Genomic DNA, 14,002 nt, shown 5'->3' with positions numbered 1-14,002 from the left:
CTGTTCATGGCGGTCCCCTGAAGTGAAGGGTGTTTCGCCCGATCTCCGGCCGGCCCACTGCTCTTTGGCCGGAGTCACGCGACACCGTCCGCCATTAGACGCGTCCGGCGCGGCCGTGTCAACGCCGATGATCTTGGGTGAGGGTGCGCAGGGCCCGGCCCAGCAGCGCGACGCCCTCCTCGGTCTCGGCGGCGGGGCCGGCCGCGTAGCCGAGGATCAGGCCGGGCGGGCCGGGGGTGAGCCGGTGCCAGGACAGGGGGTGGGCCTTGACTCCGAGGGCGAGTGCGGCGGTGGCCAGGTCCGTGTCGGGGAAGTCCGCGCCGTCGAAGGTGACCATCAGGTGCAGGCCCGCCGCCGCGCCGTGCACGCGGGCGCCGGGGAGGTGGCGGGCGATCGCGCCGAGCATGGCGTCCCTGCGGCGGCGGTGGCGTCGGCGGACGAAGCGCAGGTGGCGTTCCAGTTCGCCCGAGTCCATCAGCCGGGCGAGCACGAGCTGGGCCAGGACCGGGTTGCCGAGGTCGGCGTGGCGCTTGGCCTCCACCACCTCGTCGCGCAGCCGGCGCGGGGCCAGCAGCCAGCCCAGCCGCAGCGCGGGCGCGAGCAGTTTGGAGACGCTGCCCGCGTAGGCGACCGACTCCGGCGCCAGGGCCCGCAGCGCGGGCACGGGGGCGCGGTCGTAGCGGTGTTCGGCGTCGTAGTCGTCCTCCAGGACGAGCCCGCCGTCCGCCGCCCAGGCCAGCAGCTCCCGGCGGCGCTCGCCGTCGAGCACCACCCCGGTCGGGAACTGGTGCGCCGGGGTCAGCAGGACCGCCCCGGCGCCGCTCGCCCGCAGCGCGGCCACGTCGAGGCCCGCCGCGTCCACCGGCACCCCCACGGTGTCCAGCCCGCCGTGCTCCAGCTGCTGCCGGGCCCCGAGCGAGCCGGGGTCCTCCACCGCCACCCGGAGCACGCCCGCGCCGGGCAGGACCCCCGCGAGCAGCCAGAGGGCCTGGGCGACCCCGGCGACGACCACCACCTCGCCGGGGTCGGCCCGCACGCCCCGGTTGCGGGCCAGCCATCCGGCGACGGCCGCGCGCAGGGCGGGCGCGCCCTGCGGGTCCCCGTAGCCGAAGTCGGCGGCGGTGAGGGCGGCGAGCACCTGCCGCTCGGCCTGGAGCCAGGCGGTGCGGGGGAAGGCGGTGAGGTCGGGCACGCCGGGCGAGAGGTCGATCCGGCAGGGCAGGGCGCGCAGTGCGTCGACCGGGCCGCCGCGCGGGGCGGGGGCGGCCGGGGCGGCGGGGGCGGCCGGCGGGGCGGCGACGACCACCGTCCCGCCCCGGCCGCGGCCGGCCACCTGGCCGGTCTCGGCGAGCCGCTGGTAGGCCTCCGTCACCAGGCCGCGGGAGACGCGCAGTTCGGCGGCGAGGACCCGGCTGGCGGGCAGCCGGCTGCCGACGGGCAGGGTGCCGTCGGCGATGGCGGCGCGCAGCCGGCCGGCCAGCCACTCCGTGCGGCCGCCGGCGGGGGCCCGGCCGATGTCGAGCTGGAGGAAGTCGGAGCCGGCCTGGTGGTCCGGGGCCGTTATGGACCTGTTCCGGGGTGGTTCTTTGGACCTGCTCACCGGACCATTGTGCCGCCAGGCTGGTCCGTATGAGCCGTATGAGCACGTCCGCCTCCCCCGCACGCCCCGCCGCGGCGGCCCCCGTGGCCGCCCGCGTCCGTGTCTCCGTCCCCGGCCCGGTCCGCGATCTGGCGCCCGGTGTGGCCGGCATGGTCCTGGTCGGCGGCAGCGTCACCGTCTCGCGGTCGCTGGCCGAGGCCCCGCTGTTCACCGCCCAGGCGGTGCGCTACGCGGCCGCGGCGCTGATCCTCGTCCTGCTGGCCCGGGCCGCCGGGGTCCCGCTGCCGCGGCCCCGGGGGCGGGAGTGGCTGTGGCTGGCGGGGGTTGCGGCGACCGGGCTGGTGCTGTTCAACGTGGCCGTGGTCCGGGGGGTCGCGCATGCCGAGCCGGCGGTGATCGCGGTCGCCGTGGCCTCCGTTCCGGTGCTGCTCGGGGTGGTCGGTCCGCTGCTGGAGGGGCGTCGGCCCAGCCGCCGGGTGCTGCTGGCGGCGCCGGTGGTGGTCGCCGGGGCGGTGCTGGTCGAGGGGGGCGGGCGCACGGATGCCGCCGGGGTGGGCTGGGCCGCGCTGGCGCTGGCCTGCGAGGCGGGGTTCACCCTGCTCGCGGTGCCGGTGCTGGGCAGGCACGGGGCGTGGGGGGTGTCCGTGCACGCGGTGTGGATGGGGGCGGTGATGCTGGCGGGGCTGGCGGTGTTCACGGAGCCGCCGTCGGCGGTGACGGAGCTGGGGGCGGCGCAGTGGGCGGCGGTGGGCTACCTCGCGGTCCTGGTCACCGCGGTGGCCTTCCTGCTCTGGTACCGCACGGTGGCGGCCGTGGGCTCCGGCCGGGCGGGCCTGCTGACGGGGGTCGCGCCGCTCGCGGCGGCCGGGGCGGGGGCGCTGACGGGCGACGGGGTACCGGGCCCGGCGGTATGGCTGGGCCTGGCGGTGGTGATCACCGGCCTGACGGCGGGCCTGCGCAACGCCCCGGAGCCGGAAGGGCCTTGAGGAGGTGCCGACGCCCCAGGCCGGCGCCGGAACCCCGGGCCGGGGCCCACCTCGGGCGGGCGCCGGACTTGGGCACCGGGCGGCTCCTGTGCCACGGCCAGGGGCCGGATCGGGGGCTGCGCGGGGGGCCGGTCGGCGCGGCCGCCGCGGGGGGCTCTTGTCGGGGGCGGCGGGGTGGATCACAATCCGCAGATGCCGACGCCGCCGCGCACTCCCCCGGCCCCGCAGCCCGCGTACAGCAGCTGGATGCGGTACTTCTCCCCCGCCCCGGTCCACCGCCGGCTCGGCCTGGTCTGCCTGGGGGTGGGCGTGCAGCAGGGGGCGCTGCCGACCGTCGGGCCCCGGGTCCTCGGCCACCACGTGGCCGTCGTCCTCAGCCGCGGCCGCGGCTGGTTCGGCCACGGCGGGCGGCCGCCGCGCCCGGTGGCCGCGCCCGCCCTGCTGTGGCTGGTGCCGGGGGTCGAGCACCACTACGCCCCCGACCCGGAGGGCGGCTGGGACGAGTGCTTCGTCGACTTCACGGGCGCCGCCGTCGCCGCGTACACCGACCTCGGCTACATCACCCCGGACCGGCCGGTGGTCCCGCTGAGCGGGACCACCGGGGTGCGCCACGTGGTCGACGGCATCGTGCGGGCCGCCCGGCGCGGCGGGCCGCTGCTGGAGGTGGAGGCCGCGGCGCAGGTGCACGCGCTGCTGGTGGCGCTGCGCTACGCCCGGGCCGAGGTGTCCCGCCGCGGTGAGGCGGTGGTGGACGCGCTGGCCCGGGACGCGCTGCTGCCGATCCCGGTGGCCGGGCACGCGGCCCGGCTGGGCATGCCGCTGCCGGAGCTGCGCGCGGCGGTGCGGCGCAGCACCGGGGAGGGGGTCAAGGAGTACCTGCTCGGAATCCGGGTGAGCCGGGCCAAGGAACTGTTGGCCCGGACCGATCTGCCGGTGGCGGGCATAGCCCGCCGGGTCGGGTACGAGGACCCCGCCTACTTCAGCCGGCTGTTCAGCCGCCGGGTGGGCATGGCCCCGGTGCGGTTCCGTGCCCAGCAGGCGCTGCGGGTCTCAGGCCGCGGGCCGTCGGGCGTGGCAGAAGAGGTGCTCCTCGGGGTCGGCGAGCCCGCCGGAGGGGTGGTAGAGGGAGGTCTCGTGGTGCAGGACCTCCAGCCCGGCCGCCTCGATCCGGTGCCGGTACTCCTCGGCGGAGAGGCTGCTGACGGTGACCGGGTGGCCCATGAACTCGATGTCGAGGGCGTCGATGTCGCCGGGGACGGTGGCGACGAGGAGGTAGCCGCCGGGCGCGGTCCAGGAGGCCATCCGCTCCAGTGAGGCGGCGATCTCCCGACGGTCCATCATCAGCAGCGGGAAGAAGGCGCAGACCGCGTCGAAGCCGCCGGGGCCGGGCGGTGCGTAGCTGCGGACGTCGGCCTGTTCGAAGCGGGCGCCGGGGACCCGGGTACGGGCGAGGGCGACCATCTCCGCCGAGACGTCGATGCCGGTCACGGCGTATCCCGCGCGGGCCAGCGTCTCGGCGGTGGGGCGTCCGGTGCCGCTGCCGACGTCGAGGACGCGGGCCCCGCGGGGCAGTCGGCGGGTGAGCCATTCCAGGGCCTCCCGCTGGGCGGGGATGGTCCCGAACGCCTCCTCGTAGCGCCCCGCGAGCGCGTCGAACACCTCTGCGGCGGTCTTGCGACCGGTCATCGTGCGGCCTGCCTCTCGTCGTCGTCCCCCGGTGCTCCGGGCCTCTGGGCGCAGGATGCCCCCCGCGCGGGCCGCGCGTACCGTGAACGCCGAACGGGGCTCAGCCGGATACGGCCTCCCGGACCGCCGTGAGGAACTCGGGGGTCCCCGGGTGCGTGGGGTGGTGCGGGTAGGACACGTAGACGGTGGCGGGCGGGGCGTCGGAGACGGGGAGGAAGCGGACGCCCGGGTGGCCGTGGCTCTCGGCGGTGCCGGCCGTCGCGACGCCGAAGGCGCCGCCGGTGGCGATGAGGTTCAGCCACTCGTCGACGTTGCCGACCTCCACGGTCCGGGCGGGGCGGGCCTGCGGCGGCCACAGCTCCGGTGAGGCGGTGCCGGCCTCGGGCCATACGACCAGGGGCAGTTGTGGGGCGGCGGTGAGCTCGGCCAGCAGGACGGCGTCCCGGCCGGCGAGCGGGTGGTCGTCGGGCAGTGCGGCCACCCGGTCCTCGGTGTAGAGGGCCTCACTGCGGAGGCGGGGGTCGTCGGGGAGGGTGCGCAGCACGGCGACGTCGGTCTCGCCGGTGGCCAGGCCGGCGGTGCCGTTGTCACGCCGGACCACGTCGAGCGGGGTGCCCGGGTGGGTCCGGCGCCAGGTGCGCAGCAGCGGTACGGTCTGCTGCCCGAGCACGGCGCAGGTGTAGCCGAGCCGCAACGGGCGGGAGACCGCCCGGGTGTCGGCGAGGGCGGCGTCGAGGTGGGAGAGGATGGCGCGGCCGTGTCCGAGCAGGGTGGTGCCGGCCTGGGTGAGGGCCAGGTGCCGCGGGGAGCGGTCCACGAGCGGGACGCCGACGCGGGCCTCCAGCTGGGCCAGGGTCCGGGAGAGGGCGGGCTGTGTCATGTGCAGGCGGGCCGCCGCGGCGGTGACCGTGCCCGCTTCGGCGACCGCGTCCAGCGCCCTGAGGTGCCGCAGTTCCACATCGTCCATGCCTGGGGAGCATAGTCGCTGCCCAGACGGCATTTCCGGACGGCCGCCGCGGTCCATAACGTCGGGGGTGTCCGGGGGAGGTTCCCCCGGACGAGGGATCTCCGGAGGTCGGGATGAGGATTCTGCTGGTCGGCGCGGGCGGCACGCTGGGCACCGCGGTGCACAAGGCGCTCGCGGCGCGCGGGCACGAGGTGCTCGGAGTGGGCCGCTCCGGCGGCGACCTGGTGGCCGACGTCACGGACCCGGAGCAGGTGGCCCGCCTGTACGCCCAGGCGGGCCCGCTGGACGCGGTGGCGGTCGCGGCCGGTGACGCGGTGTTCCGCCCGCTGTCCGAGCTGACCGCCGACGACTTCGCGGCGACGCTGCGCGGCAAGGCGCTGAGCCAGATCGAGCTGGTCCGCCAGGGCGCCCGCCACGTGGCCCCGACCGGCTCGTTCACGCTGATCAGCGGCATCCTCACGGAGCAGCCGATCGTGGCCGGGGCGGCCGCCTCGGCGGCGAACGGCGCGGTCGAGGCCTTCGTGCGCGCGGCGGCGGTCGAGCTGCCGCCGCAGCGGATCAACGTGGTGAGCCCGACGGTGGTCGAGGAGTCCCTGCCCGCCTACGGCCCCTTCTTCGCCGGGATGGAGGCCGTCCCCGCGGCCCGCGCGGCGACGGCCTACGTCCGGTCGGTCGAGGGGGCGCAGACGGGCCAGGTATACCGGATCCACTGAGCGGTACCGGGACCCCGGGGGCGTCAGGGGCGGTAGCCGACGTTGAGTTCGGCCACCGAGGTCCAGGGGTTCCCGTTCACCTCCCGCGTGGCCCGGAGCTTGACGTAGCGGGCGGCCCGGGGGGCGAAGGCGGCGTCCTGCGGGGCGGTGCCGTCGGGCCAGGTCCCGGAGGCGGCGGCCGGGCCCCAGGTGACCCCGTCGGCGGAGGTGAACACCTGGTAGTCGGCGATGCGCCCGTTGCTCTGCGTCTGGCGGGGCAGGACGTGCAGGGCCGAGACGCGGTAGGAGGCGCCGAGGTCGAGGGTGATCTCGTGCGGCATCGGTGCGGTGGCCGCGTACCACTGGGTGTGCCAGAGGGTGGCGGCCTTGCCGTCGAGGACGTTCGCGGCGCTGCCGTCCTCCCCCGCCGTCTCCTGGCTGTCGACGGCGCTGACCCTCATCTTGTTCTGCGGGACGAGGAGTTCACCGCCTCCGGCCGGGCCGAGGTCGTCCACGGTGAGGTCGTCCAGGATGAGGTCGGCCTCGTTGTGGGAGCTCTCCGCGCTGACCTTGCGGATGCCGATCCAGGCGTCGGCGCCGGCGGTGAAGGTCTGGGTGAAGGCGGTGGCCGTCCGGGCCTGGCCGAGGGCCGTGGCGGTCTCGGCCGTGCCCGAGCCGGTGACGAACCGGTAGTCCCCGGCGAAGCCGTTCTCGTAGCGGAAGCCGACCCGGTACGCGTGGCCCGGGGTGAACCGGAGGGTCTGCGGGAGGGTGCGGTAGACCAGGCCGGGGCGTTCCTCGTGCGATTTGAGGGAGTTCTGCCCGCCGATCACGTCGTCGACGAGCTTTCCGTTCCAGCCGGCCTGGGTGTAGGGGGCGTTGCGCTGGGCGATGTGCGTGCGCGGGTCGGTGGCCTGTCCGCCGGCGCCGCCGAAGGCGAAGGGGCCCCAGCCGGCGTCCACGTTCTCGAAGTCCTCGGCGTAGGTGTGCCCGCCCAGCGGGGTGCGGGCGGAGCGCACCACGCGTACGTCGTCCAGCCGGACCGTGCCGGGGCCGGTGGCGGCGGACAGGGCGAGGAGGGCGGTGGTCTGTCCCGCCGGTACGTCGAAGAGGACCTTCATCCGCTGCATGGTGGTGCCGTTCTTCTCGCTGCCGCCCAGGCCGTCGGTCAGCGGGGAGGAGTCCGCGTACACGGACTCCGCGTCGGCGGCGCCCGCCGGGGTGACGGCGAGGGTGGTGGTGCGGCCGGCCGGGGTGGAGACCCACACGGAGGCCGCGTAGGTGCCGGGGGCCAGGCCGGTGAGGCGCTGGGAGACGGTCGGGGCGGTCTGCGGGGCGAAGGTGAGCTCGCTCTGCCCGCGGTCGTTGCGGGTGACGGCGGCTCCGGTCCCGGTGACGGTCCAGGCGGCGAGGTTCCCGGCGTTGAAGGAGGGGTCCGCGACCGGGGTGCCCTCGCCCCAGCGGGGGTCGGGCTGCGCGGGGGCGGCGCCGTCGGTGACCACGTACGCCGTCCGGGCGGCGGCGTCGATGGTGACCCGGTTGCCGGGGCCGACGGTCAGGGGGCCGACGAGCTGCCGGCCGGTGTCGGTGAGGCGGTGGAGGGTGGGTGTCCGCCAGCCGTCGGGCAGGGTCCAGGTGGTGGGGCCGCCGGTGTCGTTCCAGTGGTAGAGCTTGCCGTCGCGCGGGAGCAGGTAGGCGGGGCCGTCGAGGACGGTGCGGCCGGCGGTGGTGATGCGGCGGGTGCCCCCCGCGCCGGTGACCGTGGTGCCGTCGGCGAGGGTGACGGTGTCGGTGGTCCACTTCACGATCGGGGACTGCTGGAGGTACTTGGTCGGCAGGTCGGTGCCGAAGGTGGTGTTCAGGAAGGCGGGGTAGTCCGCCTTGCCCTGCCAGCCCTCGTAGGCGGTGAGTTCGGCGCCGCCGAGGAGGGGGTGGCGGGCGATCCAGTCGTCCTTGGCGTGGTTGGCGATGAACCGGGCGATGGTGGAGTTCACGCCCTTGAGGTCGCTGCCGCCGTAGTCGACGTCGGCCGCCCAGTGGTGCCAGAGGGACTGCTCGGTGAGGGTGTCGGGGAACTCGGTGGCGAGCTGGAGCCCGAGGCCGGCCACTTCGCGCTGGAGCTTGCGCGAGACGTAGCCGTCGCCGTACCAGACGTCGACGTAGAGGAAGTCGAGGCCGGGCGCGGCGGCCTTGAGGTCTGCCAGGCGCTTCAGCCGCTCCCCCGACTGGCCGTCCTTGCGGGTGTCGACGTAGTACGACTGGTCGAGCCAGTCCCAGCCGAGGCCGCCGCTCTGGTGGGCGGGGTCGAAGGTGGCGGAGACGGGGTACTCCTCGGTGGCGTTGATGTGTACGCCGAAGTCCGCGTTCCAGGCGTGGCCGGCGGTGGTGAGGGCGTTCAGGCCCTGGGCGCCGCCGAGTTTGGCGCCGATGTTCTTGTAGTCCATGTGGGCCGAGTCGTGGCCCTCGGAGGCGTACCCCTTCAGCAGGACGAACTGGCCGAGGCCGTCGGTGGCGAGGCTGACCCGCTTGGTCTCGTCGAGGGTCCGGTCGAAGGGGTGGGTGGCCTGGGAGGCGAAGTTGAACGGGATCCGCTGGACGACCCGGCGGGCGGTGTCCTGCCAGCCGGTGGGCGGGGTCCAGATGTCCCGGTAGGCCACGGCGGCGTCCTGCCAGTCGACCACGGAGTCGGCGTTGCGGTCGGCCGTGATCGCGACCCGGACGTAGGGCAGGGGTTCGGTGTCGGTGTCGGCGGCGCCCTGGGCCCGGTAGAGCCAGGCTCCGCTCCACAGGCCGGCCCGGCGGTAGGTGCCGTGGTCGGTCACCCGTTCGCCGATCCGCCCGTTCTCGCGGGCGGTGCCGCCGGAGGGGGTGTCGTAGAGGGCGTTGGAGTCGATGGCGGCGGCCAGCCGTCCGGTGTTCAGGAGCCCGTACATCACGGTCCTGGCGGCGGGGTCCACCGGGGTGGACGCGGTGACCGGGGTGAAGGTGTCCCCGGTGCCGGTGGTGGCGGTGTGCATGGTCGCGGTGGCCAGCGCGGCGCCGGGCTGGTCGCTGCGGACGCTGACGAGGGTGTGCTCGGGTATCTCGAAGCTGTGCACGCGCAGGGCGGGGGTGTCCTCGACGGCGGTGACCCGGAACTCGACGACCGGGCCCGTCACCGAGATCCGGGACCGGACGGTCACCCCGGAGAAGGCCATCGTGTAGTCCACGCCGGAGGCGGAGGGGACGGAGGTGACGGCGGGGGTGAACGCGGTGCCGTTGACGAGGACGGTGCTCAGGGGGTCCTCGTTGCCGTGGAGCACGTCCCCGGTGGCGCGCCGGGTGTAGTCGACGACGCGGGGGAAGGCCGGGTCCACGCGGACGGACAGCTCGGCCGAGGCGATCGTGACGGGCGCGGCGGCGGCCGGGACCGCCGCGGCGGGGCCGGGCGCGCAGAGGGCGGCGAGGAGACCGGCGACCGCGGCTGCGGCCGGCCAGAGGGGGGTGCGCATCGGGCCTCCGGGAGTCGGCGCTTCCTGGCACGTACGGGGGGACCGCACGACTCCCTCCGGAGCGCGGCGGTCCGCTCACTGGCCTGCCAGCTTGCGGACCCCGGGCGTCCGGGCCCATGGACAAAGCGCCGCCGCCTCCTGGACTTACCGATCAGCCCCCGGCGGGGACCAGGACGACGGCCGTTCCGTACGCGCACACCTCGGTGCCCACGTCGGCCGCGTCCGTGACGTCGAAGCGCATCATCAGCACCGCGTTGGCGCCGCGCGCCGTGGCCTGTTCGATGAGCCGGTCCATGGCCTGGTTGCGGGTCTGCACCAGGGTCTTGGTGAGGCCCTTGAGCTCGCCTCCGATCATGGACTTCAGGCCGGCGCCGATCTGGCTGCCGAGGTGGCGGGAGCGCACGGTGAGCCCGAACACCTCCCCGATGACCTGCTCGACCCGGTAGCCGGGGACGTCGTTGGTCGTGACGACCAGGACACCGGTCTCCCGGGCGCCGGGGCCGCCTCCGTAGTCTTCGATACCCATGCGCCCCACTGTGGCGCCGGGCGCGGCCGCCCGCATCCGCTGGACCTGCGCGCCCCGACGCCGGCCGGCCGCACACCAGCGGAACGGATTGGGCATATCGGGCTAAACAGCGGCGCGCCGCCGGGAGCCCCGCAGGCCCCCCTCGTCATAGTCGTCCCTGGCGGCCGCCGGGCCGCCGCGCCCGGCGCGCAACGCGGCCGGACGGCAGTCTTTCCAGAGGAGCCGCTCATGCCCAAGTCCACCAGGACCATCCTCGCCCTGGCCGCCGGAAGCCTGGCGCTCGGCCTGGTCGGCGGGGGTGCCGCCGTCGCGGACCAGGGCCCGGCGGCCCAGGGCGCGGCCCGGTACCACGCTCCCAAGGACGGGAGGGACGGCCACGACTACGACGAGGACGACTACGGCAAGCACCGCTACTCCGTGGGCAAGGTCGTCTCGCGCGGCCCGCTGAGCGTGCGCAGCAGGCCGACCACCCACTCGCACCTGCAGTACAAGGTGTACCCGGGCGAGACCCTCGCCCTGGAGTGCAAGACCCGCGGCGAGAACGTCGCCGGGAACGACATCTGGTACCTCATCGACCCCGGTGACGACGACCGCGACGACCGCGGCGACTGGGGGGACGGCGGCGACGGCGAGGGCCGCAAGAAGGCCCGCGACGGCAGGGACCGCGACGGCTACGAGCACGACTGGGTCTCGGCCCGCTACGTCAAGGACCTCAACCGCGTCCGCTGGTGCCGCGACTGACACCGCAGCCGCTGAGCCCCTCCCCGCCGCCGCGCCCGCCGCTCCCGTACCGGCGTGCGCGGCGGCGGGCCGTGCTCCGGGGGTCAGAAGTCCCCGTAGTTCACCTGCCAGGTGGGCAGGCCCATGCGGCGCCAGACGGCCACCACCCGGTCCCGGTCGTCGAGCGACACCCGGACCGCGTAGCGCTCGCGCACGTGCGCGTCGAACAGCTCGGCCTTGACCACGTCGTCGCGGCGCGTGTCGCCCGCCGCGCGCATCCACAGCTCGTCGTAGGGCACTTCGTGCGCCCGCAGCCAGGACTCGGTCTGCGGCCGGTGCTCCTCGCCGCGCCCCGACAGCAGCACGATCCGGTCGCCGCCGCGCCGGAAGGCGTCCAGGGCGTGCCGTACCGGCGCGTTGAGCAGGTCGATCTCGCAGCGTGAGAAGTCGTACGGGCCGCGGTCCCCGGTGAGGGCGAGCGTCCCGTCGATGTCGCACATCACGGCGTCCGGCAGTGCCGGGTCCGCGACGTACGGCCGCACCTGGGGCTGGTCGTTGAGCCATTCCGCGGTCAGCCGCCAGCCGCCCTTGCGGGCCTTGGCGTGCTTGTCGGCCAGGATCCGGATGATCTCCTCGCCCACCGGCCGCTCCCGCGCGGCGTCCCGGCGCAGGCACTCCTCCACGGGCACGTCGGTGAAGTCGTGCACGACGAAGGTGGCCCGGCCGGCCACCGCCGCCTTGAGCCGCTTGGGGATGTGCGAGGTCAGGTGGGTGTTGTCGACGACCACGTCGAAGCCGTCGGCGACGGCCGCCACGACCGCCGCGTCCTGGACGGCGAGCACGGTCTGCTCACGCTTGTACGAGCGGCCCCGCTCGGGGTCGGGCACGTCGAGCATGGCCCGCAGGTCGTCGAGGTTGACCCGGCGGATCCGGCCGCCGGCCTCGGCCTGGAGGGCGCGGGCCGCGGTGGTCTTGCCCGAGGCCGGCAACCCCGTCATGACGTGGACCACGGGGAGTTCGGACTCTTCGGACACGGTGTCAGTTCTCCTCGTCGGTGGTGAAGGGATCGGCCGTCGCCGGCCGGACGGCCCGCCAGGTGACGAGCTCGGTGGTGCGGCCGTCCAGTCGCATGAACAGGGCGCCCCGCAGGTCGCCGTCGGGCACCTCGCGCACGGCCCGGGCGAAGGCGGCCCGGTCGCCGGCCAGGTGCTCGAACCGCTTGTAGGTGTCGTCGATCTCCCGTTCCCGGCGCTCGAACTCCTCCTCCAGGCCCGCGATCACCTCGCGCACCCAGGTGTCGAACTCGTCGGGCACCTGCTCCAGCAGCGCGTCCAGGGGTCGGCCGCCCCGGGAGCGGATGCCGCCGAGTTCGGCCAGGGACAGGCCCAGGCCCTGCGCCAGGCGCTTGGCGGCGGTCCCGGCGAAGCGCTGTATGCCGTGGCTTCGCCAGACGTCCCGCTCGGTGACGCCGGTGAGCAGCTTGTGCAGGCGCACGTACTCGGAGAGCTTGGCCTTGGCGCGGACGCCGGAGGCGAAGCGCAGGACGAAGCCCTCGGCGTCCATGCCGGTGGCCTGGTCCCCGCCGGGCAGGGTGTTGGACTCGGTGAGCGCGAGGAGTTCGGGCAGCGGCATGGCCGGCCACACCTTCACCACGGATCCGATGCCCGACCAGTGCGCGGCGGCCTCGGCCAGCGGCACCTCGGCGCCGGTCAGCTCGAAGGCGGCCAGCAGCACGAGGTCCCGGCGGTCGCCGTAGTCGACGACGATCCGGTTCTGCGGGTACAGGATCTCCGCGAGGTAGGTGGTGCCGGGGACGAGGGCCGTGGTGTCGCACGCGTCGAGGTGGCGCTGCGCCCAGGTGGCCTGGGTGCTGACGAAGGAGCCCTTGGAGGCGACGTGCCAGCGGCCCGCGTAGTGGAAGACGACGGCGAGGCTGCCGTCGACCTTGTCGTAGACCTCGAACGGCTCGTCGGGGAGGGCGGGGGCGTACGGCTGGCCCGACACGTGCTCGCCGACGTTGAAGAACTTCGGCAGCGGCAGCGCGACGACGGCTCCCGTGGCGTCGTCGGCGACGAGGCCGCGGCAGCGCACGGTGACCTGGTTCCAGACCCGCTCGTACTGCGCGGCGCGCGTGTACGTGTAGATGGACAGCGGCAGTTCGGGGTGCCGCTTGCGGGTCACGTGCCCGGCGTCGACGGCTTGCGCCAGTGCCTGTGCGGGCAGCAGGTCATGGAGAGTCAGGCGGTCCTGGCTCATGGGTTCCTCCCGGTTCGAGTCGGATCATTCTCACCGGCGGGAAGGGCGGCCCGGTACTCAATTACGACTGGTCACCGGCCTGTAGCGGGGCTGTGACACGGCGGCGGGCCGGCGGGGCACGGGGTCAGACGGGTCCGCGGCGGCCCGGGCGGCGGGAGAGCAGGAAGGCGGCGGACGTGAGGGCCCAGGCCGCGACGGCGATCCACAGCAGCACCTCCCCCAGCGGGCGCAGCCGTGCGGGGCCGGTGGCGGCGGCGGTGGTGAGGCAGGCGGTGGCGGTCATGCCGAGGGGGAAGACGGTGGACCAGCGCCGGATGTCGTAGCGGGGGCGGGGGCTGCGGAGCTCTGCGGTGAGCAGGACGGCGTACCAGAGGAGGGAGAGGCCGAGCGCGGTCAGGGTGGCGGCGCGCAGGGCCGTGTGCACCGGTGCGGCGGATCCGGCGGGCGAGGCCGTGAGCTTCGCCCCGGCGAGGGCGGTGATGGCCAGGGAGCCGCCCGCGACCCAGTGGTCGCCCGCCCCCCGGAGCACCTCGCGGAAGTCGAAGTGCCGCAGGGCGAGGACGTACAGCAGGACGCCCAGGCAGAAGCAGGCCAGCGCGGCGCGGGCGAGCCAGTCGAGGCCGTGGACGGTGGCCAGGGCGGCCGCGAGGACGGCGAGGCCCTGGGTGGCGACGCAGCCGAGGAAGACCACGCCGGGCATCCGGCGCCGCCAGTGCCGGACGACGGACAGGAGCAGTCCGGGCCACACCAGGGCGGCCAGGACCAGCAGGGCGGCGGCCGCGTCGGGCCGGCCGAGCTGGCAGAGGCGGGTGCCGAGGACGGTGGTGGCGGCGACGGCGGTGAGGGCGGCCGGGGTGTCGGCCTCGGCGCGGAAGCGGCGGCGGTCGGTCGCGAGCCGGACGGCGAAGTCGGCGGCCAGGAGCAGCCAGAGGGCGCAGGAGACGGCCAGCGCGATGAGGGAGAGCAGGCTGTGGCCGGTCAGGTCCAGGCCGACGGAGAGGATCCCGGCGGCCATGACGGCCCCGCCCGCGGCGGGCGGGAGGGCGGCCCACCGGTTCCGCAGGGGGCTCCGGCGCAT

Annotated in this window: 11 protein-coding genes and 1 pseudogene; 4 read left to right on the top strand and 8 right to left on the bottom strand. The window is 75.5% G+C overall.

Annotated features, from left to right (window positions below; all coding sequences use genetic code 11):
* Nucleotides 1-118: 118 nt before the first annotated feature.
* Nucleotides 119-1,600, bottom strand: coding sequence for a PLP-dependent aminotransferase family protein (locus ACFY0O_RS12110; RefSeq protein WP_388945945.1), 1,482 nt, complete (start codon nucleotides 1,598-1,600; stop codon nucleotides 119-121).
* 29 nt (nucleotides 1,601-1,629) lie between these two features.
* On the opposite strand from ACFY0O_RS12110, the gene ACFY0O_RS12105 reads away from it, so the two are divergent.
* Both ACFY0O_RS12105 and ACFY0O_RS12100 read left to right on the top strand, forming a co-directional pair.
* Entirely contained in the window at nucleotides 1,630-2,586 is a 957-nt protein-coding gene (locus tag ACFY0O_RS12105) for a DMT family transporter (RefSeq protein ID WP_388945942.1), read from the top strand.
* A gap of 246 nt (nucleotides 2,587-2,832) precedes the next feature.
* A pseudogene (locus ACFY0O_RS12100) lies at nucleotides 2,833-3,642 on the top strand (helix-turn-helix domain-containing protein); the annotation flags it as partial.
* On the opposite strand, the gene ACFY0O_RS12095 reads toward ACFY0O_RS12100, so the two are convergent.
* Both ACFY0O_RS12095 and ACFY0O_RS12090 read right to left on the bottom strand, forming a co-directional pair.
* A complete protein-coding gene (locus ACFY0O_RS12095; RefSeq protein ID WP_388945939.1) occupies nucleotides 3,637-4,272 on the bottom strand; it encodes a class I SAM-dependent methyltransferase in 636 nt (211 codons plus the stop codon). The pseudogene ACFY0O_RS12100 and the gene ACFY0O_RS12095 overlap by 6 nt on opposite strands.
* Before the next feature lie 100 nt (nucleotides 4,273-4,372).
* Nucleotides 4,373-5,239, bottom strand: coding sequence for a LysR family transcriptional regulator (locus ACFY0O_RS12090; RefSeq protein WP_388945936.1), 867 nt, complete (start codon nucleotides 5,237-5,239; stop codon nucleotides 4,373-4,375).
* A gap of 113 nt (nucleotides 5,240-5,352) precedes the next feature.
* On the opposite strand from ACFY0O_RS12090, the gene ACFY0O_RS12085 reads away from it, so the two are divergent.
* Nucleotides 5,353-5,952 (top strand): short chain dehydrogenase, encoded by a 600-nt coding sequence (locus tag ACFY0O_RS12085; protein WP_388945933.1) that lies wholly within the window; start codon nucleotides 5,353-5,355, stop codon nucleotides 5,950-5,952.
* 23 nt (nucleotides 5,953-5,975) lie between these two features.
* On the opposite strand, the gene ACFY0O_RS12080 is transcribed toward ACFY0O_RS12085, so the two are convergent.
* Complete coding sequence (locus tag ACFY0O_RS12080) at nucleotides 5,976-9,422, bottom strand: endo-alpha-N-acetylgalactosaminidase family protein (RefSeq protein WP_388945931.1); 3,447 nt, start codon at nucleotides 9,420-9,422, stop codon at nucleotides 5,976-5,978.
* A 151-nt stretch (nucleotides 9,423-9,573) separates the two neighbouring features.
* Nucleotides 9,574-9,948: a YbjQ family protein gene (locus tag ACFY0O_RS12075; RefSeq protein ID WP_388945929.1), complete on the bottom strand. Its 375-nt coding sequence runs from the start codon at nucleotides 9,946-9,948 to the stop codon at nucleotides 9,574-9,576.
* 228 nt (nucleotides 9,949-10,176) lie between these two features.
* Between ACFY0O_RS12075 and ACFY0O_RS12070 the strand changes: the two genes are divergently transcribed.
* The gene (locus ACFY0O_RS12070; protein ID WP_388945926.1) at nucleotides 10,177-10,689 is read left to right on the top strand and encodes a hypothetical protein; all 513 of its coding nucleotides are present in this window, start codon (nucleotides 10,177-10,179) and stop codon (nucleotides 10,687-10,689) included.
* Nucleotides 10,690-10,772: 83 nt separating this feature from the next.
* Here ACFY0O_RS12070 and ACFY0O_RS12065 read toward each other — a convergent pair whose 3' ends face one another.
* From ACFY0O_RS12065 to ACFY0O_RS12055, 3 genes are all read right to left on the bottom strand, one after another.
* On the bottom strand, nucleotides 10,773-11,702 hold the full coding sequence (locus ACFY0O_RS12065; RefSeq protein WP_388945923.1) for an AAA family ATPase: 930 nt from the start codon (nucleotides 11,700-11,702) through the stop codon (nucleotides 10,773-10,775).
* Nucleotides 11,703-11,706: 4 nt separating this feature from the next.
* Nucleotides 11,707-12,924: an RNA ligase gene (locus ACFY0O_RS12060; protein WP_388945920.1), complete on the bottom strand. Its 1,218-nt coding sequence runs from the start codon at nucleotides 12,922-12,924 to the stop codon at nucleotides 11,707-11,709.
* A 124-nt stretch (nucleotides 12,925-13,048) separates the two neighbouring features.
* Nucleotides 13,049-14,002 (bottom strand): tellurite resistance/C4-dicarboxylate transporter family protein, encoded by a 954-nt coding sequence (locus ACFY0O_RS12055; RefSeq protein WP_388945917.1) that lies wholly within the window; start codon nucleotides 14,000-14,002, stop codon nucleotides 13,049-13,051.

It is taken from the genome of Streptomyces sp. NPDC001594, assembly GCF_042893675.1.
Lineage (GTDB): Bacteria > Actinomycetota > Actinomycetes > Streptomycetales > Streptomycetaceae > Streptomyces.
The sequence above is the reverse complement of the archived record's forward strand: the minus strand, read 5'-3'. Positions and strand labels throughout refer to the sequence as shown.

Bases quoted from the DNA above. Each gene is read 5' to 3' on its own strand.
- ACFY0O_RS12105 (WP_388945942.1), top strand. From the start codon at position 1,630: ATGAGCCGTATGAGCACGTCCGCCTCCCCCGCACGCCCCGCCGCGGCG.
- ACFY0O_RS12095 (WP_388945939.1), bottom strand. From the start codon at position 4,272: ATGACCGGTCGCAAGACCGCCGCAGAGGTGTTCGACGCGCTCGCGGGG.
- ACFY0O_RS12090 (WP_388945936.1), bottom strand. From the start codon at position 5,239: ATGGACGATGTGGAACTGCGGCACCTCAGGGCGCTGGACGCGGTCGCC.
- ACFY0O_RS12085 (WP_388945933.1), top strand. From the start codon at position 5,353: ATGAGGATTCTGCTGGTCGGCGCGGGCGGCACGCTGGGCACCGCGGTG.
- ACFY0O_RS12080 (WP_388945931.1), bottom strand. From the start codon at position 9,422: ATGCGCACCCCCCTCTGGCCGGCCGCAGCCGCGGTCGCCGGTCTCCTC.
- ACFY0O_RS12075 (WP_388945929.1), bottom strand. From the start codon at position 9,948: ATGGGTATCGAAGACTACGGAGGCGGCCCCGGCGCCCGGGAGACCGGT.
- ACFY0O_RS12070 (WP_388945926.1), top strand. From the start codon at position 10,177: ATGCCCAAGTCCACCAGGACCATCCTCGCCCTGGCCGCCGGAAGCCTG.
- ACFY0O_RS12060 (WP_388945920.1), bottom strand. From the start codon at position 12,924: ATGAGCCAGGACCGCCTGACTCTCCATGACCTGCTGCCCGCACAGGCA.
- ACFY0O_RS12055 (WP_388945917.1), bottom strand. From the start codon at position 14,002: ATGCGCCGGAGCCCCCTGCGGAACCGGTGGGCCGCCCTCCCGCCCGCC.